21 protein-coding genes are annotated in these 19265 nt (G+C 56.9%); 9 read left to right on the plus strand and 12 right to left on the minus strand.

Features of this window, described 5'->3' with window-relative positions; all coding sequences use genetic code 11:
- Nucleotides 1-24: 24 nt before the first annotated feature.
- The 4 genes from ACR0BI_RS12660 to ACR0BI_RS12675 all read right to left on the minus strand — a co-directional run bounded on the left by ACR0BI_RS12660 (nt 25) and on the right by ACR0BI_RS12675 (nt 3640).
- Nucleotides 25-468, minus strand: coding sequence for a MaoC family dehydratase (locus tag ACR0BI_RS12660; RefSeq protein ID WP_074736482.1), 444 nt, complete (start codon nt 466-468; stop codon nt 25-27).
- 100 nt (nt 469-568) lie between these two features.
- The gene (locus ACR0BI_RS12665; protein WP_170392423.1) at nt 569-1444 is read right to left on the minus strand and encodes a TIGR01459 family HAD-type hydrolase; all 876 of its coding nucleotides are present in this window, start codon (nt 1442-1444) and stop codon (nt 569-571) included.
- Between the two features lie 195 nt (nt 1445-1639).
- Complete coding sequence (locus ACR0BI_RS12670; RefSeq protein WP_170420563.1) at nt 1640-2560, minus strand: manganese-dependent inorganic pyrophosphatase; 921 nt, start codon at nt 2558-2560, stop codon at nt 1640-1642.
- Between the two features lie 99 nt (nt 2561-2659).
- On the minus strand, nt 2660-3640 hold the full coding sequence (locus ACR0BI_RS12675; protein ID WP_480562437.1) for a TraB/GumN family protein: 981 nt from the start codon (nt 3638-3640) through the stop codon (nt 2660-2662).
- 121 nt (nt 3641-3761) lie between these two features.
- Between ACR0BI_RS12675 and ACR0BI_RS12680 the strand changes: the two genes are divergently transcribed.
- The 6 genes from ACR0BI_RS12680 to ACR0BI_RS12705 all read left to right on the plus strand — a co-directional run bounded on the left by ACR0BI_RS12680 (nt 3762) and on the right by ACR0BI_RS12705 (nt 9582).
- Entirely contained in the window at nt 3762-4436 is a 675-nt protein-coding gene (locus tag ACR0BI_RS12680; protein WP_170594561.1) for a DUF2161 family putative PD-(D/E)XK-type phosphodiesterase, read from the plus strand.
- Between the two features lie 174 nt (nt 4437-4610).
- Nucleotides 4611-4898 carry a co-chaperone GroES gene (groES, locus tag ACR0BI_RS12685; protein WP_010441779.1) on the plus strand — a complete coding sequence of 96 codons (288 nt, stop codon included), beginning with the start codon at nt 4611-4613 and terminating at the stop codon, nt 4896-4898.
- Nucleotides 4899-4953: 55 nt separating this feature from the next.
- Nucleotides 4954-6597: a chaperonin GroEL gene (gene groL / locus ACR0BI_RS12690; protein WP_170392413.1), complete on the plus strand. Its 1644-nt coding sequence runs from the start codon at nt 4954-4956 to the stop codon at nt 6595-6597.
- A gap of 182 nt (nt 6598-6779) precedes the next feature.
- The gene (locus tag ACR0BI_RS12695) at nt 6780-7622 is read left to right on the plus strand and encodes a DMT family transporter (RefSeq protein WP_480562436.1); all 843 of its coding nucleotides are present in this window, start codon (nt 6780-6782) and stop codon (nt 7620-7622) included.
- A gap of 38 nt (nt 7623-7660) precedes the next feature.
- The gene (locus tag ACR0BI_RS12700; protein WP_170392407.1) at nt 7661-8434 is read left to right on the plus strand and encodes an alpha/beta fold hydrolase; all 774 of its coding nucleotides are present in this window, start codon (nt 7661-7663) and stop codon (nt 8432-8434) included.
- Entirely contained in the window at nt 8431-9582 is a 1152-nt protein-coding gene (locus tag ACR0BI_RS12705) for an alpha-D-ribose 1-methylphosphonate 5-triphosphate diphosphatase (RefSeq protein ID WP_480562435.1), read from the plus strand. The genes ACR0BI_RS12700 and ACR0BI_RS12705 overlap by 4 nt, the downstream gene beginning before the upstream one ends.
- 61 nt (nt 9583-9643) lie before the next feature.
- Here ACR0BI_RS12705 and ACR0BI_RS12710 read toward each other — a convergent pair whose 3' ends face one another.
- The 4 genes from ACR0BI_RS12710 to ACR0BI_RS12725 all read right to left on the minus strand — a co-directional run bounded on the left by ACR0BI_RS12710 (nt 9644) and on the right by ACR0BI_RS12725 (nt 12252).
- Complete coding sequence (locus ACR0BI_RS12710; RefSeq protein WP_480562434.1) at nt 9644-10711, minus strand: 5-(carboxyamino)imidazole ribonucleotide synthase; 1068 nt, start codon at nt 10709-10711, stop codon at nt 9644-9646.
- A gap of 2 nt (nt 10712-10713) precedes the next feature.
- Nucleotides 10714-11469 carry an NAD(P)-binding domain-containing protein gene (locus tag ACR0BI_RS12715; protein ID WP_480562433.1) on the minus strand — a complete coding sequence of 252 codons (756 nt, stop codon included), beginning with the start codon at nt 11467-11469 and terminating at the stop codon, nt 10714-10716.
- Nucleotides 11466-11951 (minus strand): 5-(carboxyamino)imidazole ribonucleotide mutase, encoded by a 486-nt coding sequence (gene purE, locus ACR0BI_RS12720; RefSeq protein WP_170401828.1) that lies wholly within the window; start codon nt 11949-11951, stop codon nt 11466-11468. The genes ACR0BI_RS12715 and purE overlap by 4 nt, the downstream gene beginning before the upstream one ends.
- 76 nt (nt 11952-12027) lie before the next feature.
- Nucleotides 12028-12252: a YdcH family protein gene (locus ACR0BI_RS12725; RefSeq protein ID WP_010441787.1), complete on the minus strand. Its 225-nt coding sequence runs from the start codon at nt 12250-12252 to the stop codon at nt 12028-12030.
- A gap of 165 nt (nt 12253-12417) precedes the next feature.
- Here ACR0BI_RS12725 and ACR0BI_RS12730 point away from each other — a divergent pair, with 165 nt between their 5' ends.
- From ACR0BI_RS12730 to ACR0BI_RS12740, 3 genes are all read left to right on the plus strand, one after another.
- The gene (locus tag ACR0BI_RS12730) at nt 12418-12831 is read left to right on the plus strand and encodes an Hsp20 family protein (RefSeq protein ID WP_010441788.1); all 414 of its coding nucleotides are present in this window, start codon (nt 12418-12420) and stop codon (nt 12829-12831) included.
- A gap of 5 nt (nt 12832-12836) precedes the next feature.
- A complete protein-coding gene (locus ACR0BI_RS12735) occupies nt 12837-13061 on the plus strand; it encodes a DUF1150 family protein (protein ID WP_170392397.1) in 225 nt (74 codons plus the stop codon).
- A gap of 83 nt (nt 13062-13144) precedes the next feature.
- Nucleotides 13145-14023, plus strand: a complete 879-nt coding sequence (locus tag ACR0BI_RS12740; protein ID WP_170401825.1) for a PhzF family phenazine biosynthesis protein — start codon at nt 13145-13147, stop codon at nt 14021-14023.
- Between the two features lie 72 nt (nt 14024-14095).
- Here the strand turns inward: ACR0BI_RS12740 and ACR0BI_RS12745 are convergent, their stop codons facing one another.
- From ACR0BI_RS12745 to trxB, 4 genes are all read right to left on the minus strand, one after another.
- A complete protein-coding gene (locus tag ACR0BI_RS12745) occupies nt 14096-15814 on the minus strand; it encodes a bifunctional sulfate adenylyltransferase/adenylylsulfate kinase (RefSeq protein ID WP_170392393.1) in 1719 nt (572 codons plus the stop codon).
- A gap of 200 nt (nt 15815-16014) precedes the next feature.
- A complete protein-coding gene (locus tag ACR0BI_RS12750; RefSeq protein ID WP_480562432.1) occupies nt 16015-17670 on the minus strand; it encodes an adenylate/guanylate cyclase domain-containing protein in 1656 nt (551 codons plus the stop codon).
- 102 nt (nt 17671-17772) lie between these two features.
- Nucleotides 17773-18231, minus strand: a complete 459-nt coding sequence (locus ACR0BI_RS12755) for an RES family NAD+ phosphorylase (protein ID WP_170392389.1) — start codon at nt 18229-18231, stop codon at nt 17773-17775.
- A gap of 1 nt (nt 18232) precedes the next feature.
- The gene (trxB, locus tag ACR0BI_RS12760) at nt 18233-19174 is read right to left on the minus strand and encodes a thioredoxin-disulfide reductase (RefSeq protein ID WP_170818829.1); all 942 of its coding nucleotides are present in this window, start codon (nt 19172-19174) and stop codon (nt 18233-18235) included.
- Nucleotides 19175-19265 lie beyond the last annotated feature (91 nt).

Raw genomic sequence — 19265 nt, forward strand, 5'->3', positions numbered from 1 at the left:
CCGCAGTTCGGTTAAGGTGGATTATCAGTCGAACTTGCGGCTCGGAGCAAGCACCATGGCCTCACCCACCAACACTTTCTTTCCGTCAACTGCGCAGTGGCAATCCAGTTTCACCCGACGTTTGGCAAAATCGATATCGATCACCTTGACCTCGGCATAAACCATGTCGCCCGGACGCACCGGCGCCAGAAATTTAAGCGATTGTCCCATGTACACGGTTCCATGTCCGGGCAGCTGCTCTCCGATCACGGCAGAGATCAGGCCGGCGGTCAGCATGCCATGCGCAATGCGCCCTTCGAAAATCGTATCGCGGGCATAGTCATCATCCAGATGAACCGGATTCCGGTCGGTCGATACTTGAGCGAACATCTCGATATCTTCATCGGTCACGACTTTGCGCAAGTGCCGTGACATGCCCATTTCGATGTCTTCGATGCAAATCGTTCCGCGCGGAAGGTTGTCCAACATGCTGCCCTCATTCGAGATCGAAAGAGCAACAAAAGACCATCATCTGCCGCTCGTCGGCAACTTTATTACTTCGCAGTTGCAGAAAATCAAGTCTTTTTTGCTATCTCAGGCGACCAATCGAATAGGTTGGATTGATCTGTTCCTTCTCGTTATGGGCTTTCAACGCGTCTTCGTCTGGATGATGTGATGTTTTGGTTTCTGCGGCTGCCAAACCGCCGGTGATGAAGAGGGTATCAATGCCTTCCCCCATGCCTCCAGCGATATCTGTTTGCGGCCCGTCCCCTATGGCAAGTATTTCAGAATCCGACACATCAACCCCAATCGCCTGCAACCTGCGCCGGGCCAGATCGTAGATCGGCGGGTGTGGCTTACCGAAATATAGGCTTTCACCACCCATCTCGGTATAAAGTCGGGCCAAAGCACCTGCGCACCATTCGCGCGTTTCGCCTCGGTCCACCACGATGTCCGGATTTGCGCAGAGCAGTTTCATCCCTTTCTGCTTGGCATAAAGAAAGTCGGGCCGGTTCACATCTGGGTCCGCCATCGGGTCGAACGGGCCGCAACACACGATGCCTTCGGCCGCGTCCAGCGGAACGCGTTCAATGTGGATCGGATGATCCAGCAGTTTCAGGGGTTCAAAAAAACCGGCATCCCGCTGCCATTCCCCCATGAAGTAGACTTTTTCGCCAATCGCCCCGCGAAACATCGCTGAACGCGCCGAATCACCGCTGGTTGCAATCGTGTCATAGGAATCTGCCGGCACATTGAAATGTAAAAGCTGCTCGGCAACCCCGGCCCGAGGCTTGGGGGAATTGGTTACAAGAACCACCGTGCCACCACGTTGACGATAAGCTTGCAGTGCCGCGACGGCCTCTGGGTAGGCAGTTATCCCATTATGAACGCAACCCCACAAATCAACAAACAGCGCTTTGTAGCGGTCAGAGATTTCAGCGAGTGAAGAAACGATCTGGGTCATGGCGCGCCTCGTGCAGCAGGGAATGCGAGATGTCAAAGCCTATGGCAGAGCGTGGCGCAATTGGCCAGAGGTGCAGCCCAGGCGGAGCGGCCGAAATCAACCCCCCTTGTTCATCTGGCCAAAAATATCTCGGAGCACGAGGCAGAGCCTCGCAAAAAAAAGCGCCCGGTTTCGGGCGCCTTTGATGATCTAAATTCAAACCTTGAGGTTCGGAATGATCTGCTTTTTCCGGCTCATCACGCCGGGCAACACAACCGCGTCACCGTCCACGGTTGCGCCAAAGCTCTTCTCAGCGACGCTTTTCACCAGATCATTTGGAACCAATAGCGTCGCTTCTTCGTTCAAAATATCGACCACGAACAGCAACACCTGATCAACGCCGTCTTCCTTGGCCACATCAGCCATCGAGCTTACGATGCTGTCCTTGCGATCCAGCACGACACCGGGGGCAGTGGTTTCCAGAACCGAGACCCGGAACTTGGTGCCGTCGACTTCGTATTCTTTGCTGTCCATGCGGATCAGTTCGGCGTCCGAGAATGACGATACATCCGATTTTGCTGCAAACATGTCGGCGGCGTAGGCCGAGACATCCAGACCAAGTTCAGCCGCCAGTTTCTCAGCCACGGCGCGGTCGTGCGCGGTGGTTGTGGGTGAGCGGAATTCCAGTGTGTCCGACAGGATGCAGGTCAGCGCGGCACCTTTGATCGCGTCGGGCATCTTGGCGGCGTCGTCACCCATTAGATCGACCATGATGGTTGCCGTGCAGGCCAGCGGGCGCACGGTGATGTCGATAGGGCCTTTGGTTTCAAGCCCGCCAACCAGTTTGTGGTGGTCGATTATGGCGCGGATATCTGCGCTATTGATGCTGGCGGGCAGCTCGGCCGGATTGTTGGTGTCGACGATGACAACCGGTGCATCCTCGGCCACGTCCTCGATGATTTGCGGCTTGGGCAGGTCCCAACGCTCAAGCATAAAGGCGGCTTCGGTGTTGGGTTCGCCTAGCAAAACGGGCTGTGCCTGTTCACCTTTTACTTCGTTCAGATACCATGACCACAGGATCGGAGAGCCGGTGGAATCGGTGTCGGGAGATTTGTGGCCAAAAACTAGCGTTGTCATGTCTCGTGTCCTGAAGAATATGGATTTGCGCGCCTTATAGGGTGGTCAAACACGGTTGTCACCCGGAAGCAAACTTGCTGCGACCCTTGGTCTGAAAACCTAGAATTCAGCGCGTTCCAGTGTATATCCGGCTTGCTGTAGCTGGTTCAGTAAGCCGTAGTCGTTGCTAAGATGTCCGGCCCCGACAGCGATCACCGCGGTCTGATCCTTCAGGTTCAGAATCTTTTCCATCCAGTTGGCGTTGCGTTGCACCAGAAGCTGATCCTCGAACCCTTTCCATTCGGCGTTAAACTCTTCTGGTGTCATCCCTGAAGCTTCAAGTCCCTGAATTTTCGCAAGCTCAATGATCGCGGCGTGCTGCTCTTCGATATAGGCGTTCGCCATCGTGATCATTTGGTCGTCCCCGGCCTGCAGCGCCCCGGCCAGCCTGGTCAGTGACGCCACTTGTTCCTCCAGAGGATGGCTGTCGAACATGGCGATCAGATCCTCGATCCGCTCCAGCGAATACTGGGGTATCCCGTGTTGTTCGGCCAGTTCCGTCAGGCGCGTGTCCATGCCGCGATCAAAGTCTGGGGTATTCATCAGGCAAGGCGGAATGCCCAACATCATGCTTAGAAACCAAGGGCGCATCTTGGCGGCCATCCAGGCGGGAATGCCACGCTCGGCCAGAGTCGCGGACAGCGCTGTCCAATCTTCTTCCGACATCAGGTCAATCAAAGTGGGGCCGGACGTAATCAGGACCGGGCTGAAATCATCGGCCAGATCTTTTTCGAACGCGTCCATTTCGTCCTGTGTGACCTCGAAGAAAAACGCGTCGGCCTGACTCAGAACTGGCTCCAAGCGCTCGACCACGGGTGCCATGCGGGGGTCGCTGGTGTGGAGGGTGCCGATCAGGTGCAAGACGGTCCCGTCTTTTGTCGCGATCCAGTGGTTGCCCTCCGGAAACGGAATGTCACTGATTGTCTTCTCGAGATCAGCTTGACTTTCGGCCGACAGGTCAAGCCTAAGATCTCTCCCTTCGCAGGCCGCATGGGCGGTAATCGGAAGCAAAAGGCCGAGACAAAAGCTGAGCAAGCGCATATGGAACCTTCCGGAAATGGCGAATATGACCAAGACGTACTCCTGCCTTCTTGTAAGTTGCAATGTAGTTTGTCTTCAAACCGTGGCTGGCAATCCGCGCGAAACTACATAGCATAGCGTTATGAAGCTCGAGCAGGATCTCTATCCACCCATCAAAGCCTTGTTGGAACGTCAGGGATATACCGTGAAAGGTGAGGTTGGCGCCGCCGATATTGTTGCTCTGCGGGATGGGCAGGAGCCGGTGATCGTGGAACTCAAGCTGCGCTTCAGTCTCGCGCTGTTTCATCAGGCCATCACACGACTGAAAATAACCGATCAGGTCTATATTGGGGTCTGTAAACCAAAAGGCCGGGCAGCGAGACGGGCGTTGAAGGATAATCTGGCGCTGTGCCGCCGCCTGGGATTGGGCCTGATCACCGTGCGCTCTGATGGAGCGGTCGAGGTTCAATGCGATCCCGGCCCCTATGCGCCGCGCAAGGATAAGGTCAGGGCTAAGCGATTGCTGCGCGAGTTTGAAAGGTTGCAGGGCGATCCCAATGCGGGCGGTGCCACGCGTCATGGGATCGTAACGGCCTATCGGCAAGATGCGCTAAAATGCGCGGCCCATCTGGCAGAGAACGGAGCGGGCAAGGGGGCCGATGTCGCAAAGGCCACTGGCGTAAGTGCGGCGACACGTTTGATGTACGACAATCATTACGGCTGGTTCGAAAAAGTGGAAAAGGGCGTCTACGCGCTGTCTGAGGCAGGGCAAGAAGGTCTGAAACACTGGGCGTACAGCTGGGATCAGCCAGACTAGGTGCCTTGTTCTTGCCTGCTTATCGCGCCAGGCAAAAAAATCTTTCACATATTGTTGACTCGCTTCCTGCAACTCCCTAGCTATGCGTCGTTATCACTCATGAGACCCGAGTGCTAACGCCTCGTCAGTCGGCGAGGGGAGGATAACAAACTTTGAGCCCAAGGAGCTGCAAAGATGGCATTGAAACCGCTTCATGACCGTGTGCTGGTTCGTCGCGTAGAAAGCGAAGAGAAAACCGCAGGCGGACTGATCATTCCCGACAGCGCAAAAGAAAAGCCCAGCGAAGGCGAAGTCGTTGCAACCGGCGAAGGCGCGCGCAAGGACAGCGGCGAACTGATCGCGATGGCTGTAAAAGCTGGCGACAAGATCCTGTTCGGCAAATGGTCGGGCACCGAGGTTCAGGTCAACGGCGAAGAGCTGCTGATGATGAAAGAAAGCGACATCATGGGGATCATCGAGTAAGCGCACCCGCTTTCTCTGATCTTCATTTCAACAGATATTCTCAAGGAGAGACAACATGTCTGCAAAGGACGTCAAGTTTGACACCGATGCCCGTAACCGCATGCTGGCCGGTGTAAATGTTCTGGCCGATGCTGTCAAAGTGACCCTGGGCCCGAAAGGCCGCAACGTGGTTCTGGACAAATCCTTTGGCGCGCCGCGCATCACCAAAGACGGTGTTTCGGTTGCCAAGGAAATCGAACTGGAAGACAAGTTCGAAAACATGGGCGCGCAGATGGTGAAAGAAGTCGCCAGCCGCACCAATGACGAAGCCGGCGACGGCACCACCACCGCAACCGTTCTAGCCCAAGCCATCGTTCGCGAAGGTCTGAAGCAGGTTGCTGCTGGCCTGAACCCGATGGACCTGAAGCGCGGCATCGACCTGGCAACTGCCAAGGTTGTCGAAGGCATCAAAGACGCTTCGCGTGAAGTCAAAGACTCGGCAGAAGTTGCTCAGGTTGGCACCATCTCGGCCAACGGCGAAGCCGAAATCGGCCAGCAGATCGCAGACGCGATGCAGAAGGTTGGCAACGAAGGCGTTATTACCGTCGAAGAAAACAAAGGTCTGGAAACCGAGACCGATGTTGTCGAAGGTATGCAGTTCGACCGTGGCTACCTGTCGCCTTACTTCGTCACCAACGCAGACAAGATGATCGCAGAACTCGACGACTGCATGATCCTGCTGCACGAAAAGAAACTGTCCTCGCTGCAGCCGATGGTTCCGCTGCTCGAGCAGGTGATCCAGTCGCAGAAGCCGCTGCTGATCATCGCGGAAGACGTTGAAGGCGAAGCGCTGGCGACCCTCGTGGTCAACAAACTGCGCGGCGGCCTGAAAATTGCTGCTGTCAAGGCACCGGGCTTCGGCGACCGCCGCAAAGCCATGCTGCAGGACATCGCGATCCTGACCGGTGGTCAGGTGATCTCCGAAGATCTGGGCATGAAGCTCGAGTCCGTCACCATGGACATGCTGGGCACCGCCAAGAAGATCGAGATCACCAAAGACGAAACCACCATCGTCGACGGTGCTGGCGAGAAAGCCGAGATCGAAGCACGTGTTGCTCAGATCCGCACTCAGATCGAAGAAACCTCGTCGGATTACGACCGTGAGAAGCTGCAAGAGCGCGTTGCCAAACTGGCAGGCGGTGTTGCCGTTATCCGCGTTGGCGGCATGACCGAAGTTGAAGTGAAAGAGCGTAAGGACCGTGTGGACGATGCTCTGAACGCAACCCGCGCTGCTGTACAAGAAGGCGTTGTTGTGGGCGGTGGTGTTGCTCTGGTTCAGGCCGGTAAAGCACTGGAAACTCTGGAAGGTGCAAACGCCGACCAGAACGCAGGTATCAACATCGTTCGTAAGGCAATCGAAGCGCCTCTGCGCCAGATCGCCGAGAACGCTGGTGTCGACGGTGCGGTTGTTGCTGGCAAAGTTCGCGAAAGCGACGACGCAGCATTCGGCTTCAACGCTCAGACCGAAGAATATGGCGACATGTTCTCGTTCGGTGTGATCGACCCGGCCAAAGTTGTCCGTACCGCTCTGGAAGATGCGGCATCGGTTGCGGGCCTGCTGGTCACCACCGAAGCAATGGTTGCCGATAAGCCCGCCAAAGAAGGCGCGGCACCTGCCGGCGGCATGCCCGACATGGGCGGCATGGGCGGCATGATGTAAGCTGCTTAAGCCTTAGTGCTTAATAGCGGGGTCGCCTTTGGGCGGCCCCGGTTTTGTTTGGAATGTCTGTTGTGCATTCGTATCATTGGCGCTGGTAGGCTCTGGTCCGAGGAGGGTCGGGATTGGCTCGGCAATCGGGAATGTGAGTGTGCAAATCCCTTTGAAACGGCTATGCGGTTGATATGCGACTGTTTCTTCTGACCGCTTTGACAATGTGCGCCTTCGCTGCGAATTCGATCCTGAACCGCCTTGCTATCGATAGTGGCGCAAGTGATCCGGCGGGATTTGCCATTATCCGGGTTTTGGCTGGTGCCTTGGTTTTAACGGTATTGGTGGCGCTTCGGGGCGGCTCGATCCCTGTTTTTAATCGTCGACGTGTTGTTGGGGCCGGGTCACTGTCGCTTTATATGATCGGGTTTTCAGTAGCGTATCTGACGCTTGATGCCGGGCTTGGTGCGCTGATCCTGTTCGGGGTTGTGCAAATTACCATGTTTGCGATTGGTGCAATGACTGGTTCTGCACCCACTTTGAGACAGATATTGGGTGCCGGTATTGCGCTTGGTGGACTGGTTTTTGTTCTTTGGCCTGCTGGGACGGTTCAGGTCGACCCGACAGGGGCCGGCTTAATGACGGCTGCCGGGGTCGGGTGGGCCATATATTCCATCGCGGGCCGGTCCGAACCAGATGCATTGTCGGGAACTGCAGCAAATTTCATCATGGCGTTGCCCGTCACGGGATTTGCCCTGTTCCTGCTGGGAAGCAATTGGCAAATGTCTCCGCTTGGCTATGGGCTGGCTGCGCTTTCCGGAGGCGTCACGTCCGGTCTCGGCTATGCGCTATGGTACCGTGTCGTGCCACAGCTTTCACCGGCGGTGGCCGCGATCGTGCAACTCAGCGTTCCAGCTATCGCAATTGCTGCCGGGGTCATCCTGTTAGCCGAGATGGCAAGTCTAAGGCTTCTGCTCGGCGCCGGATTTGTACTCGGCGGCATCGCACTGGCGGTGCTGCGCCGGAACCGTGGCTAGGGGTTCCCTCGGCCTGGGTTAGGCCTTATCTGGCGTGTATGAAATTTCTTGCTGTTCTCCTCTTGTGCCTTATGCCTGCGGTGGCCAATGCGAAATGCGTGGTTCTTCTGCATGGCCTCGCGCGCACAGAGGCCTCGTTTACCGTCATGGAACAGCTTTTTCATGCGCATGGTTACACTGTGGTTCGTCCAGGTTACCCTTCGACAGACCTACCAATACCAGACCTCGCCAACCAGACTTTACCAGCTGCGTTCGCCGCCTGCGGGGAGGATACGGTTAACGTTGTAGCGCATTCGATGGGGGGCATTCTGCTGCGCTATTGGTTGCAGGACAACGACCCCGAGAATCTGGGACGGGTTGTCATGCTCGGGCCTCCTAATCAGGGCAGCCAACTGGTGGATGAGCTTGGTGCTTGGGAGGTTTTCGGCTTTCTGAACGGCCCTGCCGGGCTGGCATTGGGAACCGGACCCGAGGGTATTCCACGCCGTCTGCCGCCTGTTGATTTTGATCTGGGGGTGATCGCAGGCGAGAACTCATTGAACCCATTGTTCTCGTCTCTGATCGATGGTCCAGATGACGGCAAGGTATCGATAGAGACCACAAAGGTTGAAGGTATGGCTGATCACATCGTCTTGCCGGTGACGCATACGTTCATGATGAACAACCCGCGGGTCATGGCGCAGACCCTGCATTTCATCGAATTCGGACAGTTCGATCCACAAATCACCTGGCTTGACGGGGTGATGGATATCATCGACCAGATCTGCCTTGGGGAAGATTGCTCGGAACCGGACTCGGAGCCCACTCAATGAACTCATTGGAACTGACATTGACCGGCGCGAATGTTCTGTTGCCCGGCGAAGGGGTGTCGCGTGCTGAACTGACGATCGCCGAAGGTACCGTTCAATCCGACAGGGCAGGACGACAGATTGATCTGTCAGGATACCTCATCCTGCCTGGCATCATTGATTTACATGGCGACGGTTTTGAACGTCACATTGCCCCCCGACGCGGTGCCATGAAGCAGATGGCAGAGGGCATTTTATCGGTCGAGGCGGAACTGGCCGCGAATGGAATAACCACAGCCGTTCTGGCGCAGTTCCACAGTTGGGAAGGCGGCGTGCGCGGGCCCGAGTTTGCTGGTCAGGTTTTTGACGCCATCGCTGCGGTTCGGGATGATGTTGTAACCCAACTGATCCCTCAACTGCGCTTCGAAACCCATATGCTGGACGACTATGACGGGCTGCCCGAACGTATCGCGGATTGGCAGGTGCCTTATGTGGTTCTGAATGATCATCTACCTCATGACCGGCTGGCTGAGGGGCGAAAACCACCCCGCTTGACGGGGCAGGCGCTGAAGGCGGGACGGAATCCCGAAGTGCATTTTGAGATGCTGAAGGCAATGCACAACCGCAGCGCCGAGGTGCCAGCAGCACTGGACAGCCTTTGCACTGTCCTTGCGAACCGAGGAATTCGGCTCGGCAGCCATGATGATACAACGCCGCAGGATCGTGCTGAGTGGCGCGAGCGCGGGGTGATGATCTCGGAATTTCCGGAAACGCTGGAAGCCGCCGAATGTGCCCGAGCGGGCGGAGATCACATCATCCTCGGCTCACCCAATGTTGTGCGGGGCGGCTCACATAAGGGAAATGCCAGCGCGGTGGATCTGATCTCGATGGGTTTGTGTGATGCATTGGCATCGGATTACCACTACCCCAGCCCGCGCCGCGCTGCGCTGATGTTGATAAAATCTGGCCTGCTGGATATTGCGAGCGCCTGGGCGCTTGTCTCGTCCGGTCCCGCGCGGGTTTTAGGCCTGAAGGATCGCGGAACGTTACAGCCCGGATATCGTGCTGATCTGGTGATACTCGATGCGACAACCCACAAAGTCGCCGCCACACTATCAGGCGGGTGTGTCAGCTATATGTCCGGTAGTATCGCAACACGTTTCTTGAGCTGATCCCGGCTTCATCTGGCTAAAAATACCTCCGCCGGAGGCATCGCGCTTAAGCGCGATTACCTCATCGCGAAATCCGGTTGAAATGCCCCATCTTGCGGCCGGCCTTGACCTCGGCCTTGCCATAGAGATGCAGTGCTACGTCCCGTTCGCGTGAAAGCTCGGGTACGCGGTCCATGTCATGCCCGATCAAATTCTCCATCACGACGTCCGAATGGCGCTGACCGTCGCCCAAAGGCCAACCGGCCACGGCGCGAACATGTTGTTCAAACTGATCCACGGCGCAGCCGTTCTGGGTCCAGTGACCCGAGTTATGAACGCGCGGCGCGATTTCATTCACGATCAATCCTTGTGGCGTCACAAACAATTCGACACCCATGACGCCGACATAATCCAGCGCGTTGAGAATGTTGGCGGCCAGCAATACCGCATCTGTCCGCTGCGCCGGAGACAGGCGTGCCGGTATTGTGGTCGTGTGCAGGATGCCATCGCGATGGACATTCTCTCCAGGATCGAAACAGGCAACTTGCCCGTCCAGACCGCGTGCTGCGATGACCGAAACCTCGTGGCTGAAGTCCACAAACCCTTCCAGTATGGACGGCGCGCCCGCCATATCGGCCAGTGCCGCCCCGGCATCTTCGGGTGCGCGCAGCCGGGCCTGACCTTTACCGTCATAGCCGAAGCGGCGGGTTTTCAGGATGGCGGGGGTGCCAATGTCATCAATTGCGGCGCGCAAGCTGTCCAAATCGGAGATGTCTGCAAAGGGCGCGGTTAGCAGGCCTAAGCCTTGTAGAAATGTCTTTTCGGTCAAGCGGTCCTGACTGACCCGCAACGCCTCTCGACCCGGGTGAATGGGGCGGTGTGCCTCAAGCAGATCCAGCGCCTGGGTGGGGATGTTTTCAAACTCGTAGGTGATCACGTCCACCGACTCCGCAAAGGCCTTCAATGCGTCGGCGTCATCATAGGCGGCGGTCGTGACCTGATTTGCAACTTGACCGGCCGGAGGATTTGCGCCCGGCTCGAATATGTGGGACTTGAACCCCAACCGTGCAGCCGCGATCGAGAGCATCCTGCCCAGCTGACCGCCCCCCAATATCCCAATTGTCGCACCGGGCGTAAGCATATCTGACATCGTCATGTCTCCAATCTCTTGCCAATCGCACTCAGTGCAGCACGCAAGGCATCATGCGCGCCCTCGGATTGCAAAATATCCGTCATCTGAAGGCTCAGTGTGCCCTCGGTCGCAAGCGCGTCACGCTCGGCTGCCAGTTGGCCCGCATGCTCTTTTTGTATTGATGTCAGAAACCCTGACACAAGCTGCGTAGTGTAGAATTCGGCCCGGTCTTTGTCGCCGGTCTGATCAGCCAACCATTCGGTGCCTGTTGCCATAAGGTCCAGGATACCTGGCACCATGGCGCAGATGGCGAAGTGGGCGTTCAACGCGGCCTCATTGGCAACCTTGACCACAGGATTTTCGGGCTCGAACAAATCTGCCAAGAGGCGATCGTTGCCGTAAGCGGCCAATGGGCAACCTCCTGTCTGAAGGAAACCCAGCGGAATCGTTTGCACAAAATCCGATGCCGGCGCGCACAGGCAGGATAGCTGCTCCTCAGAGACGGCGGCCATCACTGAAACGATTTGCTGATCTGCGCGAAAGCTTAGCGGGGCCAGAACGTCCTCGGCCACATGGGGGCGCAGGCAGAGAAACACGATCTCGGACGCATCAATCACGCCTTGCGGAGTGCCAACTCGGACCCCAAGCTCGGCCTGCAGAGCCGAGGAGACTTGGGCATTGCGCTCGGTGACGTAAAGATCATGACCTTTAGCAGCCATCAGCCGCGCGATTGGCGCAGCGATGTGGCCTGTGCCGATGAAACCGATACGGCTCATTGCTGAGGTTCTTCCGGGATCGAAGCAGAGAGGGCCTCACGCCAGGCGTCGAGCCGATCCGCAAGCGCAGAATCCTGCAGCGCCAGAATGCCCGCGGCCATCAGGCCCGCATTGGCCCCGCCGGCCGAACCGATAGCCATGGTCGCAACCGGAAAACCTTTGGGCATCTGCACGATGGAATAGAGCGAATCCACACCCGACAACGCGCGGGTCTGCACCGGAACGCCAACTACCGGCACGCGGGTTTTCGACGCCATCATGCCCGGCAAATGCGCCGCACCTCCCGCACCCGCGATAATGACCTGCAAGCCGCGCGACACGGCGGTTTTGCCATAGTCCCAAAGACGGTCCGGCGTGCGGTGGGCTGAGACGATACGCGCCTCATATGCGATGCCCAGCTCATCCAGAATATCGGCGGCCTCTTTCATCGTAGGCCAGTCCGATTGGCTGCCCATGATGATCCCTACTTTCACATCGCTCATCCGCTTACGCCCCTGCCATCGGAAAGAGCGCGCACTATAGCCAAATCCGCATATGTGGCAATGCGGTACGCGCGTCTCAGGCGATGATATCGGGGGTCAATCTGTCTTCGATCAGACGGATGATGTCTTTCAGGCGCAGTTTCTGCTTTTTTAGCCGCTTGATCGTCAATTGGTCCGAGGTCCCCTTGGCCTGCAAGGCCTCGATCGCTTCGTCCAAATCACGGTGCTGGCGTCGAAAGACCTCTAATTCCACCCGCAGGACTTCATCGGTTTTCATCGAAAGATCGGTGGGTGCGTTCATGGACGACTCAGTGTTTCAAGTGGTGCTTCTAACACAAGATAGTGTGTCAGGGTTTATCCGGCCAGACCTTGTGGACATCCCTGTATCTTCCCATATTCTATATCACGCGGTTGCCGACATCGGGACCGCAGAATACGTCGCTTTGACAATGAAGGACGAAAATACGTGTCGAAACTTACCTTAGGCTCATACCCGCATCTTTTGGGGTTCGAGCAGTTGGAACGCCTTCTGGAACGGTCTGCAAAGGCCGGAAATGAAGGATACCCGCCCTATAATATCGAGCAGACCTCGGATTTTTCCTATCGCATCACCTTGGCGGTTGCCGGGTTCGCGGAAGAGGACCTGTCGATTACCATCGAGGATCGCCAGTTGGTGATCCGGGGCCGTCAGCGCGACGACAGCGAGGGGCGCATATTCCTGCACCGTGGCATCGCGGCGCGTCAATTCCAGCGCATGTTTGTGCTGGCTGACGGGGTCGAGGTGGGCGAGGCGATCATGGAAAACGGTCTGCTGCATGTGGACCTGACCCGCGCCGTGCCTGAAACCGTGGTTCAGACAATCAACATCAAGAAGGGGTAAGAGCAATGAATACACCGATTGAGATCAACGCCGAAGGCAATCGGATTGTCTATGTAAAGGCCGTTGATGTGGCAGACCTTCCGCAGGATCTGCGAGAGCAGGCAGGCGATCTGGATCAGCTGTATGCTGTCCACGATTCCGATGGGCAGCAATTGGCACTGGTTGCCGACCGCAAGCTGGCCTTTGTACTGGCACGCGAACATGACCTGTCCCCGGTGGCCGTTCACTAGGCCACCAAACATTCCGCCGAATTGACGTGACATTTTCTGCCTAAGCGGTGATCGTGCCGCTGATTGAAACGCAGGAGTGCGCGATGAGCTGGTATGATTTCGATTGGGTGGATGCGTTCAGCGATCAGGCCTTTGGTGGCAACGGCTGCGCAGTTGTGCATGGGGGTGCAGGGCTGTCGAACGCGGTTTGCATGGCATATGTGCGCGAGACTTCTCTGGTTGAATGCACTTTTACCGGGCCATCCGATATCGCTGATATCCGGGTCCGGTACTTCCTGGCCAGCCGGGAAATCCCATTTGCCGGGCACCCGACCATAGCAACCGTTGCAGCGATGCGATCACGGGGGTTGTTTCAGGGTGATGCTCTGACGCTTGAGACCGGAGCAGGGATTGTATCGATCAAACTAAATGGTGATGACATCGAAATGACGCAGGTCGCCCCGCGATTCGGCGATCATGTGCCCGCAGATCTGGTTGCCACCGCCATCAGCCTGCCGGAAGAGTTGGTAATTTCTCCACCGCAGTTCGTTTCAACCGGTCTGCCCTTTTGCATTACGGTCCTGCGCGATCACGAGGCGCTGCGCGCTGCCAAGCTGGATGTTGCTTTGCTCAGTCATATTACCGAAAAGGCCGGTTTCTCGGGGTCGGACATGGCTGAACCGTTTCTTGTAACACTGAAAGGCGCAACGACTACGGGCGACACATTCTCGCGCCTGATGATGGCGCCCCCCAGCCCGCCCGAGGACCCGTTCACCGGATCGGCCACCGGTGCGATGGCGGCCTATCTCTGGAAACAAGGACTGATGGACAAAGAGACATTCATCGCCGAACAGGGCCATGACATGGGCCGCCCCGGTCAGGCGACCGTGACACGCGTTGGACCTTCGGATGCGATGACGGGGATCAAAGTTGCCGGGCGCGGCCATGTCCTGATGCGCGGGCAGGTGAATTTGCCCGACTGAACCAGACCCGCACCTGCGAAAAAGGCCCTCAGAAATCTGAGGGCCTTTGATGTATTTTTTCGTCTTAAGTGATCAGGATGCTGCAATCAGCCCCATGCTTTCCAGCTTAAGCAGAACCTGATGTGCGCAGTTGTCAACCTCGACATTCTCGGTCTCGACGCGCAGCTCTGGGTCTTCAGGGGCGTCGTAAGGGTCGGAAATCCCCGTGAACTCTTTGATCTTGCCTTCACGTGCCAGTTTGTACAGACCCTTGCGGTCTCGGCGCTCGCATTCTTCAATGCTGGTCGCGACATGCACCTCGCAAAATGCACCGAATTGTTCGATCTCTTCACGTACAGCACGACGGGTAGTTGCGTAAGGTGCGATAGGAGCACAAATAGCAATACCGCCGTTCTTGGTTATCTCAGACGCGACATAACCGATGCGGCGGATGTTCAGATCGCGATGTTCCTTCGAAAAGCCCAGTTCCGAAGACAGGTTCTTACGCACGATATCCCCGTCCAGCAGGGTAACCGGACGATCCCCGGTCTCCATCAGCTTGACCATCAAGGCGTTGGCAATGGTGGATTTGCCCGAGCCTGAAAAACCGGTGAAAAACACGGTGAATCCCTGTTGCGAGCGCGGCGGGAAGCGGTTGCGCAGTTCCTGAACAACTTCGGGGAACGAAAACCATTCCGGAATCTCCAGCCCTTCGCGCAGACGGCGGCGCAGTTCAGTGCCCGAGATGTTGAGAATCGTGACGTTGTCCTTGTCCAGAATCTCGTCATTCGGCTCGTATTGCGCGCGTTCCTGCACGTAGACCATATGTTTGAAATCGACCATCTCGACGCCGATCTCGTCCTGATATTTTCGGAACAAGTCTTGCGCATCATAGGGGCCGTAGAAATCCTCACCGGCAGAGTTTTTGCCCGGACCTGCGTGGTCACGACCGACGATGAAATGGGTGCAGCCGTGGTTTGCGCGGATCAACCCGTGCCAGACTGCCTCGCGCGGGCCAGCCATGCGCATCGCAAGGTTCAGCAGCGACATCGACGTAGTCGAGGCCGGATATTTATCCAACACGGCTTCGTAGCAACGCACGCGGGTGAAATGATCCACATCGCCCGGTTTGGTCATGCCAACCACGGGATGGATCAGCAAGTTGGCCTGAGCTTCTTTTGCGGCACGGAAGGTCAATTCCTGATGCGCGCGATGCAAGGGATTGCGGGTCTGGAATGCCACGATACGGCGCCAGCCCACTTTGCGGAAATAGGCGCGCAGCTCGTTCGGCGTGTCGCGGCGGGCTTTGAAATCGTAATGCACGGGCTGCTGGATGCCAGTGACCGGGCCACCCAGATAAACTTTGCCCGCTACATTGTGCAGGTAATTCACAGCCGGGTGCGCATCATCATCAGCGCCAAAGACCTTTTCCGCCTCACGCGCCTTGTCTGGTGTCCAGCGGTCGGTCACGGTCATGGTGCCGAGGATCACGCCTTCCTGATCGCGCAGGGCAATGTCCTGCCCCAGCTCGATCGATGCGGCAAAATCCTCGTCAACATCCAAGGTGATCGGCATTGGCCAAAGTGTTCCATCGGCGAGGCGCATGTTTTCGACCACGTTGTCATAGTCCGCTTCGCTCAGGAAACCTTTGAGCGGATTGAACCCGCCGTTCATAAGCAGTTCCAGATCGCAAATCTGCCGGGGCTTAAGATCCCAGCTGGTCAGATCAGCGGCTTCTATCTTCAGTTTCTGCGCAGACTCGTAGGAAACATACAGTTCAGAGATAGGGGCCAGATTGCTTAACATCGTCATCGGAAAACTCTTATCGCAGTTCTGTTTGCATTTGTTTCAAGGGTGTTTGCAGGGCATGTGCCTCGGCCTGAGGGTGAAGTCCATAGACTTGCAAAAACTAAGGATGAAATGCGTGGTTTTTTCTCGAAATGGAACGGTTTTCTGTTTTTTGTTTCAAGTTATTGAAAAAATCCCGCCGCTCAGGCTCATTAGGCGCATTCTCAGGCAATCTGTTCCAGCGGTGAGGTTTGCGACCCAAGGTCGGCTGCGTGCCTGACGGGCAGGGCAGGGACGGGTTCAGAGACACCGCGCAGGCTGAATTCCCGCAGATCGCGGGGATCACATTGTAACCCAGCCGCGTCCAAAACCTTGTCCGATACAAGGAGCTCAACCCCCAGTGCTTTGGTTTCAGCCTCCAAACGGCTGGCAACATTTACAGCGTCTCCGATGATCGTGCGTGGCGCGTGTTTAGCCGCTCCGATTTCGCCCAGCACAAGATCACCAAGATGTAGACCCATACCAATGCGCACAGGTTGGCTGCCTTCTGCTTGGAGCTGCTGGTTGAAACGCTCCAATGCGTGTCCGATCCCAGCCGCCGCCCTCAGACCGGCACTTGCCGAACTTGCGGCGTTGGCTGTTTCGAACATCGCCAGCAACCCATCGCCCATGTATTTGTCGACAACCCCGCCTTGTGCCGTGATTGCTGGGACAATTGCGTCAAAGAAACGATTCAACAGAAAAACGATATCATACGGCAATTGCCCCGTTGTGCGGGCGGTGAACCCGCGCATGTCCAGAAACAGAACCGCCAGCTGCCGTTCTTGCCCCTGGCTCGCATGCGCACGATCACGCGCGCCGTCGGGGCGGAAAACACGAAATACAGTGAGCGGGTCGGACGGCCGCATCTGGCAGGCCAGGCGGGTCCCCTCTGGCGCGCTGATCGCTTTCAGGCTGCGGGCTTCAACTTCGGTTGGTGGGTGCAACTGATCGGCGCCATCTTCAACCACAACGCGACAGGTCGTGCAGCGCCCCTTGCCGCCACACAGCGCGGTATGTGGGATGCCGTTTGCGCGCGACATCTCCAAAAGGGTCATGCCTTTCTCCGAAACAACTTCTGGACCGTTGACATAGCGCACCCGCACCGAATGCCGCCGCCGCCAAAGCTTGCGCCCGAGATAGACCAAGCCTGTTAGTGCAAGCGCGGCCCAGAATACCCACTGCGCATAGTCTGTGACGGAAAACAAAGACTGAAACTCTTCTTGCGAAGGCCAGTTATAGTATTCGACATACTGTTCTCGTAGATCGGGGTCGGCAAAATCGGCCCAGATACGCCGCCCCTCGGTCAGAAGGCCTGCGAAGGCGAAGCCCGGTACAAAGACGGCGAGACCGATCAGATATGGAACCATCGCGCGCCACCATGTGGTCAACCGTAACCACATGTGTAGCCCAATACATCCGTGGACCCACACCAGCAGAAGTAATAGGCTTTGGAACCAGATCGCGGTGCTGGGCCACATCAGAATGATGATGTAACCCATTTCATCATTCACCCCAAAAATCTCATGCGCGTATCGGGTCTGAACCAAATGTGAGATAAGCTGCAGCGGGATCAACAGGCCAAGAATAACCTGAAGCGCGACGCTGAAAGGCATTCTGAGCGTCCGGCGCTGCGCGAGTGAGATAAGCGCCAGTCCCATGTGCATCAGCAATGCGCCATATATCACGACGCTGCCGATCTCATTACGGCTGACAGCTTTACGTCCGCCCTGCATCCCGTGCAGCAAATCAGTGTGAAACAGACCAAGGCCGATATTGATGAAATGAAAGAACGCAAAGACAAACAGCACGAGGCCGCTTGCGATTCTGAGCCGGCTCATCCATCCGCCGCGCCAAAGAACGTTTTCCAAAAGCTCACCTGTTCTTCGCGTTACTATGGTTGATCCTGATACGGTGCCGGGTGCCGGTCAAGATAGGCGCGGTCACCTTTCGGGGAACCAGTCGCAGGGGGCACCTGCGGTTTGTATCATCTGGTGTTCTGCGTTGAACAACACCAAATGGCTCAGTTTAGGACGCGAGCGCGAACTGTATAGCAGTCCATCCGCGCCGTATGTGCGGGCCTTGTCCGAAAATCGCCATGTTGGAGAGGGTATGCCGGTTGCCCGCATGTCTTGCCAGACGATCGAGGCAGAAGGTTGCCCCCGCAAATCCAATACTTGCGCCTTGGATATCTTCAAGCGATGGATCGTCCGTGGAGGGTCGCACTGCGAGACATAGCGCCGAATGGCGATCCCGGCCCCTTCAGCGCTAAGCGACGCGTAAAGCGCGAATTGGCCAGAATGATGAAACCGTCCTTCGGGGGCACGGGCCGATGAGAGCGGGTCACCCGATTGGGTGCGGAACAGAATTCTCCAGACGAGGCCGGAGAATTCTGTGATCATCTTAGTCGTTCTCCGCCAAGAATCGTTCTGCATCCAGGGCGGCCATGCAGCCCATACCGGCGCTTGTCACAGCCTGACGGTATACGTGGTCGGTCAGGTCTCCGGCAGCGAAAACTCCCGGAACCGAAGTTTGCGTCGTGCCCGGCTTGGTCACGACGTAGCCACCCATGTGGGTTTCCAGCGTATCTTTGACCAGCTCATTTGCCGGAGCGTGGCCGATAGCGACAAATACGCCTTTGCACGGAATCTCCGTGATTTCGCCGGTCTTTACATTCTTGACCTTGACGCCTTCCACACCCAGCGGGGCATCGGTTCCGATCACCTCATCCAGTTCGTGAAACCAAAGCGGCTCGATCTTTTCGTTCTTGAACAGCCGATCCTGAAGGATCTTTTCAGCTCGCAACTCATCGCGGCGGTGGATCAGAGTGACCTTGCTTGCGAAGTTGGTCAGGAACAGCGCTTCTTCCACGGCAGTATTTCCGCCGCCGATCACAACGATTTCCTGACCGCGATAGAAGAAGCCGTCACAGGTGGCACAGGCTGATACGCCAAACCCTTTAAATTTCTCTTCCGAGGGAATGCCTAACCACTTGGCTCGTGCGCCCGTTGCCAGAATCACCGCGTCAGCGGTGTAGACGGTGCCACTGTCGCCTTTGGCTGTGAAGGGACGCTTGCTTAGATCGAGATCGCTGATGATATCGCCGATCACTTCGCATCCCATTGCCTTGGCGTGGTCCTGCATCCGAACCATCAGGTCTGGACCTTGAACCTCGGTGTCACCCGGCCAGTTTTCCACCTCGGTTGTGGTGGTCAGCTGCCCACCGGGTTCGATACCCTGCACCAGGATCGGTTCCAACATGGCCCGGCTTGCATAAACGCCCGCGGTGTATCCTGCAGGTCCCGACCCGATGATCAGAACCTTGGTGTGTCGTGTTTCGGCCATGGTATCCTCACTCAAACTGCCTCGGCGGACGTGTTGTCCGGTGCGGATCGATATAGCGACCGCAGGGCAGGGCTTAAAGCCCCTTCATATT

The sequence above is a fragment of the Ruegeria sp. E5 genome (assembly GCF_056534105.1).